We start from the raw sequence: 13,898 nt of genomic DNA, 5'->3' as shown, positions 1-13,898 counted from the left end.
CCGTCATGCCTGCGTCGATCACGGGCTTCCACCCCCGCCGGGTGAGCACCAAGTCGCCCGCCTGAACGGCCTCGATGGGGCGCTCTCCAGCGGAGGTGAGAACTGCGGTCCCGGCTACGAAGCAGGAGTGGTCGTTCTCCTTGATGGGCTTGTCCTCGCCGCGCTCCGCCGCCGAGTCGTCCCACGAGTAGCCAGGCAGCTCGTCGATCAGCCCGCGCGCGGACTCGTGCACCAGCAGATCCCCCGTCGAGAACAGGCTGCTGACCGTGCGGATGCCGTCCAGGACCGTGTTGTCCGCCGCCGTCACCCCCGTCACCCCGTCACGGTGCAGCTGCTCGATGTACGACGCCGCCGACGGGTCCACGATCGTCCACTCCGGCGACACCCCGAGCACGTTCGTCTCCGGCTGCGGCACCCGCGCCAGCCAGCTCCGGCGAGCCTTCGAGTACTCGGCGTCCGTCATCTGCCGGCGGGCGGTGCGGGAGTCGTGCCGGTACTCGGAGACGACGTAGAGGCGCCGGTCGGAGCCAACTCCGATGAGGAGGTCGGCGTAGGGGTTGACGGTGCCGTAGTCGATCGCGTCGCACAGCCAGCGGTCGATCCGCGGCAGCGTCCGGACGACGTGCCGCTCGGTGTCGAAGGACTCGTAGATGGCGCCCTCGGACTGCACCCAGTGGCCGGAGATGAACCGCCGGTACCAGAGGCCGACGTACTCCGCTTTCAGCGAGGCGACGTAGGCCGCGTCCAGCGCGGGGTTGTCGTCGAGGGTGAAGTGCCAGTCGCGTAGGTCGAGGTCGGCCGCCCGGTCGAGGAACTCCTTCTTCAGCCAGTGGCCTGGGTTGTCGGGGTTGGTCGTGGCCAGCAGCCGCGCCCCGGGCACGCTGAGGCGGCCAAGGAGCTGGTTCCAGAAGCCCCGCGGCACCAGCGTGGCCTCGTCGACGTAGGCCAGGCAGGCGGTGAGTCCGCGCAGGCGTCCCTCCGCGCGGGAGTCCGCCGCGCCGATGAGGTGCACCGTGCGGCCGAGGATCGTCGCCGTGGTCGCGCCCCTCGTGTGGACGACGAGCTTCGCCACGGGCCCGAACAGGGCGGCGTCCTGGAGCGGGTCGAGGACGTTGCGTTCGATCGTCTGCAGCGACCGGCCCACGATCACGATCAGCCCCGACGCCGGGGCCGCGGCCACAGCGATCAGGAACGCGATCAAGCTCGCGACGGTCTTGCCGCTCCGGATCGCGCCGTGCCACACGTTGATCCGCGCCGTCGCCGCAGCGATCGACCGGAGCTGCTTCCGCGACAAGGGCAGCGAGTCGAGCATCAGCCCTCCCCGCTGTCGTCCCCTCCACCGTCGAGGCCGGCCAACCGGTTGAGGCCCTCGGCGAGGGAGCCGAGCATCGAGCGTGCGGCGTCGACGCCGGGGTCGCCGTCAACGGCTTCGAGGCGAGCAACCTGGTTGAGGTACTGGGTGATCGCCCCGGCGAAGGCTTTCTCCTCTTGGCCTGGGACGTGGTCGAGGGCTTTCGTCTCGATGCCGTTGACGGTGCTGGTCGTGAACTTGAAGGCGCCTGCGTCTGCGGTGTCGAGGCGGTTGTGTAGCCGCTCGATGCGGGCGTAGGTCCGCTCGATGATCGCGATGCGGCGGGCCTTGGCGTCGATCTTCTTCGCCTCTGTGGCTGCCGCGGTCGCCGACCGGTCGAAGGACAGGTCCATCTCGCGGGCGAGGTTGGTGATCGTGCCGGCGCCCCGGTCCAGGGCCGCCGCGATGTCGTTGCGGCCCTTGCCCGCGGCGTGCATCTCGCGCACGCGCTTGCGCTCGGCGTCAGTGACAGGGCGGGGCTTCCTCGCCATGGGTCACCCCCTGGGCATGCAGAAGGCCCGGCCGTAGGAGTCACACGGCCGGGCCCTCAGATCGTTGGTCAGAAGTCAGGGCACAGATGCTTGTGGACCACGTCGAGGATCTGTTCCGCGATCTCGGTGCCGTGCCCGTTCGGATGGTTCGGGCTGGTGAACCGGTAGTTGGCGTGCTCCACGAGCTTGGCGCGGGACAGCTTCTTGCCGTCCTTCGTCATCTTGAAGCTGGAGCACTGGTTGAGTCCGCGGCTCACAGCCTTGTCGCCCTTGCCGTGGACGATGTCCGTGTCGATCGCGTCGAGGTCGGCGAGGTACGCCTGCCTGGTGGTGAGGTCGGGCTCAGGTGGCAGGCCGGCGCGTTCCCGGATGCTCTCGCGGGCTTCCGGTGAGATCGCGGAGGGGCTGGAGCTTGAGCGGGCGTCGTTGGGCGTGTCGCTGTCGTTCTCGCCGCCGAGGACGGAGACGAGGAAGATCACCCAGGCGACGACGATCGCGGGTAGGCAGCCGTAGCGGAAGCCTTTGCGGTCGACGAAGCGGCGCTTCGGGAGCGGCGGGTGGTGTGGTGGCTGGTGCATGGTTTCCCCCTGGGAGTGGTGCTGAGGGGGCATCATGCCGTGCCCGGCGTGATCGTTTCCGGGCATGCCAGAACTGGCCCCAGAGTGAGGGATCTTCCCGCGCATGTCAAGCAAGGTTGAGGTTCACGCCGTGGGTGCCGGGCTGTGCTCCTCGGCGAGGCGCAGCACCTCGCCGTTCGCCACCACCGTGTTCAGCCCGCACGGGCACGTCACGGTCGTGGTGCCGGTCAGCTCGACCACGAGCCAGCCGTCCTCGCCGGTGCGCTTGCTGTGGTGGGGCCGTGCGTTCAGGTTGTGCTGCACCGTGTGCTCCGTTCCCTGGGACGGTGAAGGCCCGCCTCGACGGGGGAACGAGGCGGGCCGGTGCCGGGCGTGACCCGACGTGCAGTCCTCAGTGTGGCAGGCGCTCAGCCGCGCCGCTGCTTCTTCGGCTGGTCCGCACGTTCCACCGTGATCTCCACCTTCTCGTGCTCGCGCTGCGCCTGCGTCGGGGGGAAGTAGCCACCGCGGCTCGCCTGATAGGTCGTCTCCTGACCCTTCAGACGGGGGTCGTCGGCGGGGATGGGGCGCTTGAATCCGAGTGCCATGATGGCGGTCCTGTCTCGTGGTTGGGATGGGAACCGGGGCGGGCGGTCAGCTGGCAGGCGGGCGCCCGCCCCGGGGTAGATGGGCCGGTAGATCCGGCGGTAGACGGCGGTAGATACGCCGGTAGACGTGCAGGTCAGGCAGCGGTAGACGCGGTGGGAGACGTCTCCTGGGCGACGGTCGGGGAAGGGGTGTCGAGGTCCCTTCGACGGACCCCCCAGGTGGGTACGCCGGCCACCTTCACGCGGCGGTCGTGGGGGATCTCCAGGGCCTCCAGAGCGGCCCTCAGATCGCCCACCTTCCGGCCCTCCCACTGCCCCCTCTCCTGGAGGTGGGCGAGGACCGTGCGGAGGTGCACTGCGGGGGCGTCCCCCATCACCTCCAGCAGGAGGGTCCGGACGGCCGTCGGGTCGAGGGCCGGGGCGGGTGCGGCGGGGGTCTCCTCCGGCGCCTCTTCGGCCTCGCTGGTGGTGGGGCGTCCGGCCCTCCAGGCGGCGGCCGTCCACCAGGTGGTGAGGAGCCACATCAGGGCGGGCAGGGCGCGCACCAGGCGGGCGAGGAGGTACGCGCCGAGGGCGAGCAGCGCCAGGCGGACGAGGATGCCGAGGGCGGCGCGCCAGCCGGTGAGGTCGTCGCGGCGTCCGCGCGCGCACCAGGCGGCCGCGCGCGCCCCGAGACGGCGGACGAGAATGCTGGAGCCGGTGCAGAGCCGGTTGGCGGGGCGGGCGAGGCGGCTCACAGCAGGCCCGCCCCCTCGACGACGGACACGATCCCGTCACCAGCCGCGTTGAGGGCGCCCGGCAGCCAGGACAGGGCCCCGGCGACCCCCGCGGTGAGAAGCAGGACGGAGCCGACGAACGCTCCCCCCAGAATCCTGCGCTGATCCTTCTTGCCTGCGGTCTTGTAGGCGAGGACGACGAGGGTCACGGCGATGACCACGACGACTGCTCCGGTGGCGGTGAGGCCGGTGAGCTGGCCGGCGGTGAGGCCGCTTCCAGTGCGCGCGCCGGTTAGGCCCTGCCCGGCTGTCTCCCCTGCGCTGTTGCCGACGCTGCCGGTGCGGGAGTGGGCCCAGCCGAGGACGCCTCCGGGGCAGGCCGCGGCGCAGGCGGCGCCGCCGAAGCCCTTCCCGAACGCGGCCAGCTGCTTGACCTCCCGGCCCCCGGTCCACCAGGGGTAGAGGTTGCAGGTCAGGATGATCAGGGCGAGGAGCAGTCCGCCCAGCGTGAGCTTGTCGGTGGCGGTCACAGGTCGACTCCGGTGAGCATGCGGATCGGGTCCCACCAGTGCAGGACCCCGAAGGAGCCCAGGGCGGCGGTGACGAGGAGGAAGCGGGGGACGGCGCGTCCGGTGTGCCGGTCGATGGCCCAGGCGGCGACGACGGCGACGGTGGCGATGACGTAGGCGGCGAGGACGCCGGCTTCGGTGCGGGCGTGGTGGACGGTGGCGGACCAGGCGCCGACGGGGCTCTGTCCGCCGAGCCACGGGGTGAGGGCGGCGAGGAGTGCGACGGCCATGCGCCAGGTGGCGAGGCGGTCCCAGGCGCGTTCCCACCAGCGGGGTTCGGGCTCCGGCTCGGGGGCCGGGACGGGGGTGAGGGTGACGTGGACCTCGATGGGCCCGGGCGGTGGCGGGGGTGGGAAGCCGTACCGCGGTGGCGGGTCGGCGGGCGGGGCCGGTGGTGCGGGGGGCGGGGTGCGCCAGGGTGGGGCCTCCCCTGGCTCCGGAGGCCGGGCCGGGAGCGGGGCGCCGGCCGGGATGATCCGGGACGGGACGATGGGCTGGTCGGTCATGGGAGTCCTCTGGGGTGCGTCATGGGAGTGGCCGAAGGGCCGGGCGCCGAGTCGTGCCAGGTAGTAGCGCGCGCGGCGCTCGTCGGCGCCTTGGCTGGTCATGCGGCCCTCACGGATCGGGTGGGCGGGGGCCGGGGTCTGCTCGCCGGGTCTGCATGGGTGCTGCTCGCCGGGTCACTCGCCGGGCCTGGTGACTGCGTCCGGCAGTCGCAGCGAGGGCCAGTACCGCGGGGGTGCTGGCGCTCACTGGTGGTGCCGGAGGCCGGGGTGCTACTCGGTGACGGGGGCGGTCTCCTCGTGGGTGAGGAGGGCGGCCCAGATGCGGCGGACGCGCTCTTCGCTGCCGACGAACCCGGCGTCACGGAAGGTGTGACGGGCCTGCCGGTAGGAGAGGGGCGGGTCGTCGGTGTAGCGGAGGTGGCGGAGCACGACGTCGATCTGCGTGTCGGTGAGGGGTTCGCCCGGCACGGGGGTCGGTACGCCCGCGACGGTGGCGAGGTCGGCGAGCGTGACGGCCGTGTCGGCGGTCGGGCTGGTGTGGGTGCTGACCTGCGTGTCGGTGGGTGTGACGGGCGGCGGGGCGGGCGTGCCGAGAGCGGGCTGGGAGGCGATGTCCGGGGCGTCGTCCGGCACGGTGGTGGGACGGTCCGTGCCGGGGGTGAGGGCGGGTGTGCCGGTGGGCGTGACGGTGAGGGTGAGGGGGCGTGCCGCGAACGCCGCGGCCTTTGTGCCGTGCTCCTTGTCGGCCTTCCGCAGCCGCTCCTCCGCCTTCGCGCGGGCCTTGCTGATCCGGGCCTCCGCCTTCGTCAGGGTCTCGGCGCGGGCGATCTGCCGCTGCATCTCGCCGAGGTGGCCGGCGGTCTCCGTCATCACGTCGGTGACCGCGGTGGTGCGGAGGTGGCGGGCGTCGGCGCGGGCGAGGGCGCGGGCGCGGCGGTCGGCGGCGTCCTGGGCGGCGATGGTGGCGGCGGTGTCGTCGTCGGCGAGGACGTGGGCGGCGAAGATCCTCAGGGCCATGAAGAGGGCTGCGGCGAGGGGCACGAAGGCGAACACCTTCGCGTGCCCGAGGACGAGGAGCGTGCCGGTGGAGACGCCGACCGCCACCCCGGACAGGCCGAGCATCACGGCCATGCCGATCCGGGACCGCTGCCGGATCGCAGCCTCCGACATGCGGAGGGCGCCGATCCAGAGGGCGTCGTAGACGAGGGCGATGGACCAGCCGGCGATCTGGCCGACGGTGCCGGTGAGGCCGAGGAGGGGGCCGAGCTGGCCGCCGACGGTGACGGCGACCAGGGTGAGCGCTGCGAGGGTGAGGAGGGTCTCGACGATGGCGAACACGTCGAGGCGGCGGAGATGGGCCAGGCGCTTCATGGTGCTTTCTCCGGGTCGGGTCAGTGGCGGGTGAGGCAGAGGACAGTGCCGTCGACCGGGCGGGCGATGGGGTCGCCGGGGATGCCGGTGCAGGGGGCGGGGCCGGGGTCCTGGACGACGCCGCTGATCCGGTACGCGCCAGCCACGCTGCAGTCGACGGGGGCGAGCTGCTCGGTGAGGCAGGTGCCGAGGCGCCAGCGGGAGGTCGGGTCCGCGGTGGTGGTGGGCGCGGACGGGGCCGGGACGGCGGTGGCCGTGGCGGCCGGGCGGGCCGGGCGGGCGTCGGTCCAGGTGGTGTCGGCGAGCATCAGGTAGGCGACGCCGGCGGCGGTGCCGCCTGAGACGGCGATCAGGAGCAGGCCGACGAGGAGGGTGCGGATCAGGGTGTGGCTGGGCATGGCGAGGTCTCCGGGTGGTGCCGCGCCCCGGGGTGGCGTGCGGTCGGGGCGCGGCGGTCGGGGTGGGTCAGGGGCGGCCGGTGTCGTACCAGGCGCCGCCCTTGCGGCAGACGAGCTGCTGTCCTTGGCGGACCATGGGCTTTCCGCAGCAGGTCATCGGCGGCCGTCCTGGGCGCGGCGGGCGGCTTCGGCGGCCTCCCCGGCGGCGCGGGCGGCCTCGATGCGCTGGCGGTCTGCTCGGCGAGCGCGCGGGCGGCGGCGCCCTGGTCGGCGGGGGTGGGCTGGCTCATCGCTGGCCGCCCTTCTGCTGCGGGAGCGGGTGGTCGGCGAGGTGCTTGGCGAGGTGGCGGCCGGCCTTCGCCTGCGCCGGGTGCCGGAGGGTGGCGCAGAGCTGGCAGGTGCGGGGGTCGTGCGGGTGGGCGTGCTGCTCGGTAAGGTCAGGCACAGGTCATTCCTCCTGGTAGTGCAGGGGGGTTGGCTGGCCCCGGCCGGGCTTCCACACACCGACCGGGGCCGTTCTGTTGGTGCCGTTCCACAGTGACAGAACTTATGGACATTGTCCAGAAGTTCGGGGAGGATGTAGCCGTGCCCACGAACCCTGAAAGCGAGGGGAGCCGCTTGATCACCCTGAAGCAGATCGAGCAGGAGCACGGGATCGGCCGGTCGACGCTGCACACGTACCGACGCCGGCCCACCTTCCCTCAGCCGGTCCCGGTCGAGGGCTCCACGAAGATCGTGTACCGCGCTGACGAGGTGGCCGCCTGGTTCGAGGCGAACCCGCCGCAGCAGGGCAAGCGGACCGACCTCGCACCCAGAGACGAAGGAGCGGCCATGCCGCAGACAGAGACGCAGCAGATGGAAGCGCCGGCGCTCAGCGCGGATGCGCGCGCGGTCCTGGCGATCGTGTGGAAGTGGATCGCCGACGCGAACGACGGGTTCGGTGGTGACGTCGGGGACCTCCAGTACGAGCTGGAGTCGGCGGGGTACGGCCCGGTCGAGGAGGCGCAGGATGGCTGAGCGTGAGGTCGGCGGGGACTGGCTGGCCGACTACCTGGAGTGGAAGATGCGGCAGCTGGAGACGGAGCCCTGGACTCCGCCGGATGTGGGCCAGTCCGGCCGTCCGGAGGAGGTGCGGCCGTAGCCCGCGCATGACGGAGGCCCCTGCCGTGGGTGTCGGCAGGGGCCTCTCTTGCTGTCCGGGGTCAGCGGGTGCTGAGCCGGTACTCGCCGACCGGCGGCACCTCCCCGGTGATCGCGTCGTCGTCCGGCTCGGCGGCCGCGGCCTGCTGCTCGTGCTCGTCGTGCTCGTCCATCCGGGCAGGATGGCAGACCGGAGCAGTCGGGCGCGCGCTCCACGTCAACACGGTGCACTCTGGGGGCATGGCTGCCGAGCGTCCCGTGATCGTGTACCCGCCCGACGAGCAGGGCGGGCGGCGCGTCCGGGTGGACGGGACGATCCTCGGGCTGGCGTACAGCGTGCAGGATGTCGCCCGGTTCATGCAGGAGGCCGGCCTGCAGAGCTTCGATGAGATGGACGTGGTCCGGTCGGGGCTGATCGAGTGGCGGGGTGGCGGGCCGGACGTCTGGACGCACTGACCTCCGTGGCCGTACGGTCGGGGTGCCACTTGGGAGGGGCGCCCCCAGTGACGGCCCGCCGCACCCGACGAGGGGGCGGCGGGCCGTGCGCGGGTCACGTCGGCCTCCGGAGGTCTTCCAGGGGGGCCTCGGCGTAGAAGGTCCGGACGGCCGCTGGGTCGGCGCCGAGGAGGGGCTGCTCCCCGCGCACCCAGGCGCGCACACTGTCGGCGTCCTCGGTGCGGTCTGGCGTCACCTGGTACGGCTCGGAGCCGAGCGGGACGAGGAGGTTGACGGGGGCGACGTCCAGCACGGCCGCGAGGGCAAGGAGTTCGACCACGGTCACGTTCTGCCGCCGTCCGTTCTCCAGGTTGGCGACCGTGAAGCGGTCCCACTTCATGCCTCGCTCCGACAGCCGGATCCCGAGGTCGGCGGCTGTCCAGCCATGGCGCCGCCGTAGCTCCCGAACGCGCCGTGCGATCACGGCCGTCGGGCCGACCGGTGCGGTGCTCATGCGGCGATCACCCCGCCCTCGGACCAGACCCGCCCGCACCCCGTGCAGTGGGCGAGCGGGGCGCGTCCTTCGCCGCCGTGGACGTCGACGGGCCCGCCGCAGCCCGGGCACGGAGCCGACAGCGTCCGCCGCTGCGCCGCGATGTCTAGGGCCCGCTCGACCCGGTCCGCGGCGCTGGCCGCGACCACGCCGATGCGCTGCTCCTCCTGCTCGGTGATGCGCCGGCATGGGCCGGGTGCGCGTTCGATGCGGGCGAGGAGCCAGAGGGCGGCGTGGGGTGCGGTGCGGGTGCCGGTCCAGCGCCAGCGGCGGGGGTCGACGCGGTCGGCGTGGGCGAGCTGCTGTTGCCGGGTGCGTTCGGCGGCGGCGATGCGGGCTTCGCGGAGGGTGCGGTAGTCGGCTTTGCGGGCGGCGGGGACGGTGATGGGTGCGCGTTGGGCGGCGTGCGCGATGTCGTCGGCGCACTGGACGAGGGCGGCTTCGACGGTGCGCATGGTGTCGAGGATGTGCAGGCGGATGGGGACGGGGCGGGTGCCGAGCTGGATCGGGTCGCGTTCGAGGGTGCGGAGGTGGGCGGCCTGGTGGCGTTCGTACTCGATCTGTTCGGCGTCGGCGGCGTCGAGGCGGGCGAGGTAGCCGCGCAGGCCGAGGCCGAAGGCGCCGAGCTGGGCGGGCTCGCCGAGGGCTTCGCGGAGGTCGGTCCAGTGGAGGGCGATGGTGCGGAGGTGGGTGGCGGTGGTGGTCATCGTGCGCTCCGTGGTGCTGGCGGGACGGTACGGTGAGGCCACCGGTGGGGGCGTGCCTGGCCTGGGGAGGTCGTGAGGGCGCGCCCCTTCGTCGTGCTCAGGAGAAGCTGCGGTCGCAGAAGTCGTAGCCGTCGCACACAAAGTCGGATGAGCGCAGGCTGTCGTAGAGAGCCCTGCCGTGGACGCGGCGCATCTCCGGGTCGTCGACGGCGTGGCTACGGCCGGTCTGCTTCTGCGCGATGAGGGCGAGCAGGTCGTCCAGGGTGGTGGGCTGCCCGTACTCGTCACGGATTTCGCCGGACCTCGCGCGCTCTAGCCACAGGCTGTACGCCTTCTCGCGAAGCCAGTCGGGCTCGGCTCGGAAGAGGAACCGCCAGCCGACGGAGGCTTTGCCGAGGTGGAGTTCCTCGGAGGCTGAGCAGTGCTCGCAGGCGTTCGGGCAGACGGGGGTGTGAACGTAGTAGTTGGTGCCCATGGATCACTGCTCCTTGGTCTCGACGCAGACGACAGTGGGCAGCTCCGCCCGGTCGGCTGGCTGCCCGGCCCCGTCGACCCCGAGCGCGGCAATCGCGGCCCGGTAGGAGCGCACCCGGGCCACGGTGTCCGCGTCCCAGCGGTGCCGTGCGGCGGTCTCGGTGAGCGGGTCGTCGCCCATGCAGTCGTCGTCGTGCGGGTGGTCGTTTTCGCAGGTCCAACCGATGAGGATGGCGTAGAGCCAGGCGTCGCGGCGGTCGCGGGCCCAGTCGCGGGAGTCGTGGACCATCGTGCGGTGGACGGAGTTGAGGGCTTCGCGGGCGGCGGCCAGTTGGTCGTAGAGGGTGTCGAGGGCGTCGTCGGTGATGGTGTCGACGGTGTGTCGGGCGGTCATGCTGCGGTCCTCGGGTCGTCGGGGCGGGTGCAGTCGGGGCCGTGGGCGCCGTCGGTGGTCTGCCAGAACCGGCAGCACGGCTGGGGGATGCCGAGGGTGCGGGCGTCTTGCAGGGCGGCGCGGGCGAGTTGTTCGTGGCGGGCTCTGATGCGGTGGTCTTCGGTGTCGTAGGTGGTGGCGACGTAGGCCAGGACGCCGGCGGCGGTGAGGCCGGGGAGGGCGTAGGCGGGGTGGTGGGTGGCGCTGTAGAGGGCGGTGGCGGTGGTGATGAGGGCGATGGTTCGGCAGGTGCGGGCGGTGCGGCGGGCGGGGGTCACGGGCGGTCCTTCCCGGAGATGCGGTTGTGGAGGGCGCGCCCTCCTCGGTGGAGGCCGAGGAGGAGCGCGGAGATGAACGGGGCGAGGACGATGCCGATGCCGAGCGCGCGGCTGATCACGCGGCTTCTCCGTAGTCGAGTTCGAGTGGTTGGGTGCGGGCCCAGAGCGGCGGCGTTGTGCGTGCGTCTGGCGGGCGGGGAGGGGGTGTTGCGGCGCTGGAGTCGCCGGGGCCGGGGTTAGGCGCTCCTGCGGGCGTCCAGGCGGCTTCTCGGGCGTGCCGCGCCGCGACGGCCGCCGCCACCTTCCGGACGGCGGCACGGGCGAGCCACGCCAGGCCGGCCAGGGCGAGCGCCCCTACCGCGGTGGCGGCGCACACCCAGACGACCGCGCCGACGATCACGTGCTGCGCGGTGGACACCATCTCGGCGATCACCGGGCACCCCCGGCCTTCGCGGCGGTGTGGCAGCGGCAGATGCACGGCGCTGCGCACGTCTTGCACTCCGCCGGCCGCTTCGCCCCCGCCCGCCCGGTCGCGTTCTGGCAGTAGGCGTGGTCGTGGTGGAGGCAGCCGGTGGACAGGTAGGTGTGGGTGCCGAGGCGGTGAGCCGCGCGGGTGAGGTGGGTGGCGAGGTGGCCGATGATGCGGGCGATCACTGCTGCGCCCCGTCCTGCCGCGCCCCGGCAGCGGGCTGGCCTTCGCGCTTCTGCCTCAGACCGGTCAGCTTCCGGACGCGCTGCTCCCACAGCCCCATCTGTCGGCGGGCACGCCGGAGCTGAGCGTCGATCGCTTCCACGCTGGCGTGCTCGGCGAACTCGGGGCGCAGGCGGTCGATGCGCGCCGGGTCTTCGGCGGACTGCGGCGTGGTGCCGGGTGTCTCGTCGGCCGGGCGGCTCGGGGCGGCCCCCGTTCCCGGGGCGTCGGTCGTGATGGTCAGCCGGTGGCTGTCGCTGTACTCGCCGCGGACGAGGTCGGCGATGCACAGGGCGGCGGTGTTGGCGGTGGTGGGGTCGGGGTGGTGGATGGTGATGTGGACGTGCCGGGCCCCGGGCTGCTCGTCGGCGGCCATGCGGCGCAGCAGTTCGGCGGCGGCGTCCCGGTCGCGGGTGTCCCACCACGGGCCGGGGTGCGCGGCGATCGCTTCGGCGCCTTCCTGGAGGACGGCGGCCCGGTCGGCGGGCTCGGGCAGCACGGCGGCGGGGCGGCGGCGCAGTCGGTCAGCGATCTCGCAGTGGCAGACCTCAGTCGAGGGCTCGACGCACCCATGGTCGGGGCAGTGCTCGACGACCCAGTCGGCTTCGCAGAGGACGGCGGCCCGAAGCTCAGCCTGTTCGACGTTGGCGACGGCGAGTACGGCGTCGAGGACGAGGTCCATCTCCCGTACCACGCGCTCCGTGCGCTCTCCGTCCCAGCCGTTGTGGCGCATGATCTCGTACAGCGGGGCCGCATACCGCTGTCGCCGGTCCTCGGCGGCGGTGTGGTCGGTGGGCGGGGCCACGACAGCAGACAGGGTGGCACCGCGCTCGACCATGAACGCGGGCGCCCAGTCCTGCCGGTAGTCGCAGTGCTCGCCGTAGGGCTGAGGACAGTGCCAGCCGTCCTCGCGGGCGACCAGTACCGGGGAGCCAGGCGTGTGATCCCCGCCGCAGGTGAAGGGGTGCATGCCGCCCATCTGCTGGAAGCGGTTCAGGGCGTCGACCTGCTCGGGTGTCCAGGGTGCGTGGATCAGTCGGGACATCGGGGTTCTCCAGGGTTGGGGCCGCCCCGCAGTCGGGGGCGGCCAGAGCGGGGTCAGAGGCGGGCGTTGATCTGGCGGGCGACAGCGAGGGCGTTACGGAGGTCTGCGCACGGCCAGTCCTCGTCGGCGCACCACTCGCAGCCATGAGGCATGCAGCCTTCGTGATGGCAGGTGGTCGGGGTGTGGAGGGCTTCGGTCTCCCTGAGGACCTTGGCCAGAGCGTGGGCGGCGGTCGGGGAGAACACGGCGGCGAGGTCGCCGGACGCGCCGCCCATGCCGTTGGTGAGCCCGTCACGCCACGCGGTGGCCTTGTCGTAGGGCTTCCAGTAGTCGTTGGTGTCGAGGTCTTCCTGGGCGGTGTCGGCGAGGTCCATGAGCGTCTGGGCGGCGGTGCGGAGTTCGTCGGCGGGTGTGGTCATCGGGTGTCTCCTGACGGGGTCGGTAGGGTCCACGGCAGGCCCGGGGCGATTGCTGCGCCCCGGGCCGCCGGCAATCACAGGCAGCAGCCGTCCTCGCAGCGCGCGGACCAGATCTCGTGACGCGGGCTGCCGTCGCCCTCCTCGACCTCCACGGGCGTGAGCCGGGCCGAGCAGAACCGGGCGGCCTTCTCACCCGCCAGGTCGAGCCACATGAACTGGCCTGCGGTCAGGTCGCGGTCCGTCTGGAAGAAGCAGTCCGCGAGCTCCGGGCGGCCCATCTCGGTGAGCTTCGCGACGAGGTGCGGCATCGCGTGCGCGGTGATCGCACGGTGGAAAACGTTCGGGTCCGTGTAGGGCAGGACGATCGGCGGGACAGGCCACGCCGGGCCGAACTCGACGCGGTAGACGGTGGGCTGGGTCACGGGTTCTCCTCAAGGTTGTGGGTTGTTACTCGCGGGTCAGGTGTGCGGGCATCCACCGAACCGGGCCCCCTGCGCGCGGGTGGGGTGGTGACCGGTCAGCCCGGTCGCGGGGTAGTGGTCAGGCGGCGGTGGGTGGTGCTTGTGGGGGTTCGAGTGCGTCGAGGGCGTCTTCGAGGTCGTGGGCGATGCGGCGCCATTCGGTGGCTTGGGGGGTTCCGGGGCGGGTTCCTGCGGCTACGTGGAGGGCTTCGATGAGGCGGTCGGTGGTGGGGATGTCGGGGAGGTCGAGGCGGATCACAGGGCGCCTCGCAGGGCGGCGAGGAGCTGTTCGTCGGTGCCGTGCTGGAAGAGGTCGTGGAAGTCGACGAACCCGGTGGCCTCTTCGCGCTGGCGGGCGTAGCTCCAGTCGCGGACGCAGAGCCAGATGACGGGCGGCTCCTGCTCGTCCCAGGGCTGCTGTTCGCGCTGGTAGCGGAAGACCATGCGGGTGTGTCCGCATCCGGCGCAGGTGGCGCGGTGGGCGGTTCCGAGGCGGAGGGCGTTCTCCTGGCGGTCCAGCTCGGCTTGGACGTCGGCCCAGGTGGTGCCGCATCCGGTGCAGTCGCCGGGGTTGGCGAGGGTGCCGTGTGGGGGGTTGACGGGGAAGGAGTGCTTGCAGAGGGAGACCTTCATGGGTTGGGTCCGTTCTTCTGGGTGTGGTGGGCGTTTCGTCGTGCGTCGTGGCTGGGGATGGT

The 13,898-nt window shown here is 72.6% G+C and carries 26 protein-coding genes and 1 pseudogene; 3 read left to right on the top strand and 24 right to left on the bottom strand.

Annotated elements, in window-relative coordinates; all coding sequences use genetic code 11:
• Position 1: 1 nt before the first annotated feature.
• From AB0F01_RS03825 to AB0F01_RS03775, 11 genes and pseudogenes are all read right to left on the bottom strand, one after another.
• Positions 2-1,312 (bottom strand): annotated as a pseudogene (locus tag AB0F01_RS03825) (PBSX family phage terminase large subunit); the annotation flags it as partial.
• Positions 1,312-1,788 (bottom strand): helix-turn-helix domain-containing protein, encoded by a 477-nt coding sequence (locus AB0F01_RS03820; RefSeq protein ID WP_362090223.1) that lies wholly within the window; start codon positions 1,786-1,788, stop codon positions 1,312-1,314. The gene AB0F01_RS03820 and the pseudogene AB0F01_RS03825, both read right to left, overlap by 1 nt.
• A 122-nt stretch (positions 1,789-1,910) precedes the next feature.
• Complete coding sequence (locus AB0F01_RS03815; RefSeq protein WP_362089600.1) at positions 1,911-2,420, bottom strand: hypothetical protein; 510 nt, start codon at positions 2,418-2,420, stop codon at positions 1,911-1,913.
• Between the two features lie 123 nt (positions 2,421-2,543).
• A complete protein-coding gene (locus AB0F01_RS03810) occupies positions 2,544-2,723 on the bottom strand; it encodes a hypothetical protein (RefSeq protein ID WP_362089598.1) in 180 nt (59 codons plus the stop codon).
• Positions 2,724-2,827: 104 nt separating this feature from the next.
• On the bottom strand, positions 2,828-3,007 hold the full coding sequence (locus AB0F01_RS03805) for a hypothetical protein (RefSeq protein WP_362089597.1): 180 nt from the start codon (positions 3,005-3,007) through the stop codon (positions 2,828-2,830).
• Between the two features lie 134 nt (positions 3,008-3,141).
• Positions 3,142-3,744, bottom strand: coding sequence for a hypothetical protein (locus AB0F01_RS03800; protein WP_362089595.1), 603 nt, complete (start codon positions 3,742-3,744; stop codon positions 3,142-3,144).
• The gene (locus tag AB0F01_RS03795) at positions 3,741-4,253 is read right to left on the bottom strand and encodes a hypothetical protein (protein WP_362089593.1); all 513 of its coding nucleotides are present in this window, start codon (positions 4,251-4,253) and stop codon (positions 3,741-3,743) included. Before AB0F01_RS03795 ends, AB0F01_RS03800 begins: the two co-directional genes overlap by 4 nt.
• Positions 4,250-4,900: a hypothetical protein gene (locus tag AB0F01_RS03790; protein WP_362089592.1), complete on the bottom strand. Its 651-nt coding sequence runs from the start codon at positions 4,898-4,900 to the stop codon at positions 4,250-4,252. The genes AB0F01_RS03795 and AB0F01_RS03790 overlap by 4 nt, the downstream gene beginning before the upstream one ends.
• A 168-nt stretch (positions 4,901-5,068) precedes the next feature.
• Complete coding sequence (locus tag AB0F01_RS03785; RefSeq protein WP_362089590.1) at positions 5,069-6,169, bottom strand: hypothetical protein; 1,101 nt, start codon at positions 6,167-6,169, stop codon at positions 5,069-5,071.
• A gap of 20 nt (positions 6,170-6,189) precedes the next feature.
• Positions 6,190-6,567 (bottom strand): hypothetical protein, encoded by a 378-nt coding sequence (locus AB0F01_RS03780; protein WP_362089589.1) that lies wholly within the window; start codon positions 6,565-6,567, stop codon positions 6,190-6,192.
• 286 nt (positions 6,568-6,853) lie between these two features.
• Complete coding sequence (locus AB0F01_RS03775) at positions 6,854-7,012, bottom strand: hypothetical protein (RefSeq protein WP_362089587.1); 159 nt, start codon at positions 7,010-7,012, stop codon at positions 6,854-6,856.
• A gap of 173 nt (positions 7,013-7,185) precedes the next feature.
• Here AB0F01_RS03775 and AB0F01_RS03770 point away from each other — a divergent pair, with 173 nt between their 5' ends.
• From AB0F01_RS03770 to AB0F01_RS03760, 3 genes are all read left to right on the top strand, one after another.
• On the top strand, positions 7,186-7,584 hold the full coding sequence (locus AB0F01_RS03770; RefSeq protein ID WP_362089585.1) for an AlpA family phage regulatory protein: 399 nt from the start codon (positions 7,186-7,188) through the stop codon (positions 7,582-7,584).
• Positions 7,577-7,708, top strand: coding sequence for a hypothetical protein (locus AB0F01_RS03765; RefSeq protein ID WP_362089583.1), 132 nt, complete (start codon positions 7,577-7,579; stop codon positions 7,706-7,708). The genes AB0F01_RS03770 and AB0F01_RS03765 overlap by 8 nt, the downstream gene beginning before the upstream one ends.
• A gap of 239 nt (positions 7,709-7,947) precedes the next feature.
• Positions 7,948-8,163, top strand: coding sequence for a hypothetical protein (locus tag AB0F01_RS03760; protein WP_362089581.1), 216 nt, complete (start codon positions 7,948-7,950; stop codon positions 8,161-8,163).
• A 94-nt stretch (positions 8,164-8,257) separates the two neighbouring features.
• Here the strand turns inward: AB0F01_RS03760 and AB0F01_RS03755 are convergent, their stop codons facing one another.
• The 13 genes from AB0F01_RS03755 to AB0F01_RS03695 form a co-directional block, all read right to left on the bottom strand.
• A complete protein-coding gene (locus AB0F01_RS03755; RefSeq protein WP_362089579.1) occupies positions 8,258-8,656 on the bottom strand; it encodes a helix-turn-helix domain-containing protein in 399 nt (132 codons plus the stop codon).
• A complete protein-coding gene (locus AB0F01_RS03750; protein WP_362089577.1) occupies positions 8,653-9,402 on the bottom strand; it encodes a hypothetical protein in 750 nt (249 codons plus the stop codon). The genes AB0F01_RS03755 and AB0F01_RS03750 overlap by 4 nt, the downstream gene beginning before the upstream one ends.
• Positions 9,403-9,499: 97 nt before the next feature.
• The gene (locus AB0F01_RS03745) at positions 9,500-9,877 is read right to left on the bottom strand and encodes a hypothetical protein (RefSeq protein ID WP_362089575.1); all 378 of its coding nucleotides are present in this window, start codon (positions 9,875-9,877) and stop codon (positions 9,500-9,502) included.
• Between the two features lie 3 nt (positions 9,878-9,880).
• The gene (locus AB0F01_RS03740; RefSeq protein WP_362089573.1) at positions 9,881-10,270 is read right to left on the bottom strand and encodes a hypothetical protein; all 390 of its coding nucleotides are present in this window, start codon (positions 10,268-10,270) and stop codon (positions 9,881-9,883) included.
• A complete protein-coding gene (locus AB0F01_RS03735) occupies positions 10,267-10,587 on the bottom strand; it encodes a hypothetical protein (protein WP_362089571.1) in 321 nt (106 codons plus the stop codon). The genes AB0F01_RS03740 and AB0F01_RS03735 overlap by 4 nt, the downstream gene beginning before the upstream one ends.
• Positions 10,584-10,706 (bottom strand): hypothetical protein, encoded by a 123-nt coding sequence (locus AB0F01_RS03730; RefSeq protein ID WP_362089569.1) that lies wholly within the window; start codon positions 10,704-10,706, stop codon positions 10,584-10,586. Before AB0F01_RS03730 ends, AB0F01_RS03735 begins: the two co-directional genes overlap by 4 nt.
• Positions 10,703-11,020 carry a hypothetical protein gene (locus AB0F01_RS03725; protein WP_362089567.1) on the bottom strand — a complete coding sequence of 106 codons (318 nt, stop codon included), beginning with the start codon at positions 11,018-11,020 and terminating at the stop codon, positions 10,703-10,705. The genes AB0F01_RS03730 and AB0F01_RS03725 overlap by 4 nt, the downstream gene beginning before the upstream one ends.
• A complete protein-coding gene (locus AB0F01_RS03720; protein WP_362089565.1) occupies positions 11,017-11,241 on the bottom strand; it encodes a hypothetical protein in 225 nt (74 codons plus the stop codon). The genes AB0F01_RS03725 and AB0F01_RS03720 overlap by 4 nt, the downstream gene beginning before the upstream one ends.
• Positions 11,238-12,323 (bottom strand): hypothetical protein, encoded by a 1,086-nt coding sequence (locus AB0F01_RS03715; protein ID WP_362089564.1) that lies wholly within the window; start codon positions 12,321-12,323, stop codon positions 11,238-11,240. Before AB0F01_RS03715 ends, AB0F01_RS03720 begins: the two co-directional genes overlap by 4 nt.
• A 53-nt stretch (positions 12,324-12,376) precedes the next feature.
• On the bottom strand, positions 12,377-12,742 hold the full coding sequence (locus tag AB0F01_RS03710) for a hypothetical protein (protein WP_362089562.1): 366 nt from the start codon (positions 12,740-12,742) through the stop codon (positions 12,377-12,379).
• A gap of 74 nt (positions 12,743-12,816) precedes the next feature.
• Positions 12,817-13,164, bottom strand: a complete 348-nt coding sequence (locus tag AB0F01_RS03705; protein WP_362089560.1) for a hypothetical protein — start codon at positions 13,162-13,164, stop codon at positions 12,817-12,819.
• A gap of 118 nt (positions 13,165-13,282) precedes the next feature.
• Entirely contained in the window at positions 13,283-13,462 is a 180-nt protein-coding gene (locus AB0F01_RS03700; RefSeq protein ID WP_362089558.1) for a hypothetical protein, read from the bottom strand.
• Positions 13,459-13,836 (bottom strand): hypothetical protein, encoded by a 378-nt coding sequence (locus AB0F01_RS03695; protein ID WP_362089557.1) that lies wholly within the window; start codon positions 13,834-13,836, stop codon positions 13,459-13,461. The genes AB0F01_RS03700 and AB0F01_RS03695 overlap by 4 nt, the downstream gene beginning before the upstream one ends.
• Positions 13,837-13,898 lie beyond the last annotated feature (62 nt).

It is taken from the genome of Streptomyces sp. NPDC029526 (assembly GCF_040637405.1).
Taxonomy (GTDB): domain Bacteria; phylum Actinomycetota; class Actinomycetes; order Streptomycetales; family Streptomycetaceae; genus Streptomyces.
The sequence above is the reverse complement of the archived record's forward strand: the minus strand, read 5'-3'. Positions and strand labels throughout refer to the sequence as shown.

What these genes read in the sequence shown, in the direction of transcription:
- AB0F01_RS03820 (WP_362090223.1), bottom strand. Translation starts at nt 1,788, where the DNA reads ATGCACGCCGCGGGCAAGGGCCGCAACGACATCGCGGCGGCCCTGGAC.
- AB0F01_RS03815 (WP_362089600.1), bottom strand. Translation starts at nt 2,420, where the DNA reads ATGCACCAGCCACCACACCACCCGCCGCTCCCGAAGCGCCGCTTCGTC.
- AB0F01_RS03805 (WP_362089597.1), bottom strand. Translation starts at nt 3,007, where the DNA reads ATGGCACTCGGATTCAAGCGCCCCATCCCCGCCGACGACCCCCGTCTG.
- AB0F01_RS03790 (WP_362089592.1), bottom strand. Translation starts at nt 4,900, where the DNA reads ATGACCAGCCAAGGCGCCGACGAGCGCCGCGCGCGCTACTACCTGGCA.
- AB0F01_RS03785 (WP_362089590.1), bottom strand. Translation starts at nt 6,169, where the DNA reads ATGAAGCGCCTGGCCCATCTCCGCCGCCTCGACGTGTTCGCCATCGTC.
- AB0F01_RS03780 (WP_362089589.1), bottom strand. Translation starts at nt 6,567, where the DNA reads ATGCCCAGCCACACCCTGATCCGCACCCTCCTCGTCGGCCTGCTCCTG.
- AB0F01_RS03765 (WP_362089583.1), top strand. Translation starts at nt 7,577, where the DNA reads ATGGCTGAGCGTGAGGTCGGCGGGGACTGGCTGGCCGACTACCTGGAG.
- AB0F01_RS03760 (WP_362089581.1), top strand. Translation starts at nt 7,948, where the DNA reads ATGGCTGCCGAGCGTCCCGTGATCGTGTACCCGCCCGACGAGCAGGGC.
- AB0F01_RS03755 (WP_362089579.1), bottom strand. Translation starts at nt 8,656, where the DNA reads ATGAGCACCGCACCGGTCGGCCCGACGGCCGTGATCGCACGGCGCGTT.
- AB0F01_RS03750 (WP_362089577.1), bottom strand. Translation starts at nt 9,402, where the DNA reads ATGACCACCACCGCCACCCACCTCCGCACCATCGCCCTCCACTGGACC.
- AB0F01_RS03745 (WP_362089575.1), bottom strand. Translation starts at nt 9,877, where the DNA reads ATGGGCACCAACTACTACGTTCACACCCCCGTCTGCCCGAACGCCTGC.
- AB0F01_RS03740 (WP_362089573.1), bottom strand. Translation starts at nt 10,270, where the DNA reads ATGACCGCCCGACACACCGTCGACACCATCACCGACGACGCCCTCGAC.
- AB0F01_RS03715 (WP_362089564.1), bottom strand. Translation starts at nt 12,323, where the DNA reads ATGTCCCGACTGATCCACGCACCCTGGACACCCGAGCAGGTCGACGCC.
- AB0F01_RS03710 (WP_362089562.1), bottom strand. Translation starts at nt 12,742, where the DNA reads ATGACCACACCCGCCGACGAACTCCGCACCGCCGCCCAGACGCTCATG.
- AB0F01_RS03695 (WP_362089557.1), bottom strand. Translation starts at nt 13,836, where the DNA reads ATGAAGGTCTCCCTCTGCAAGCACTCCTTCCCCGTCAACCCCCCACAC.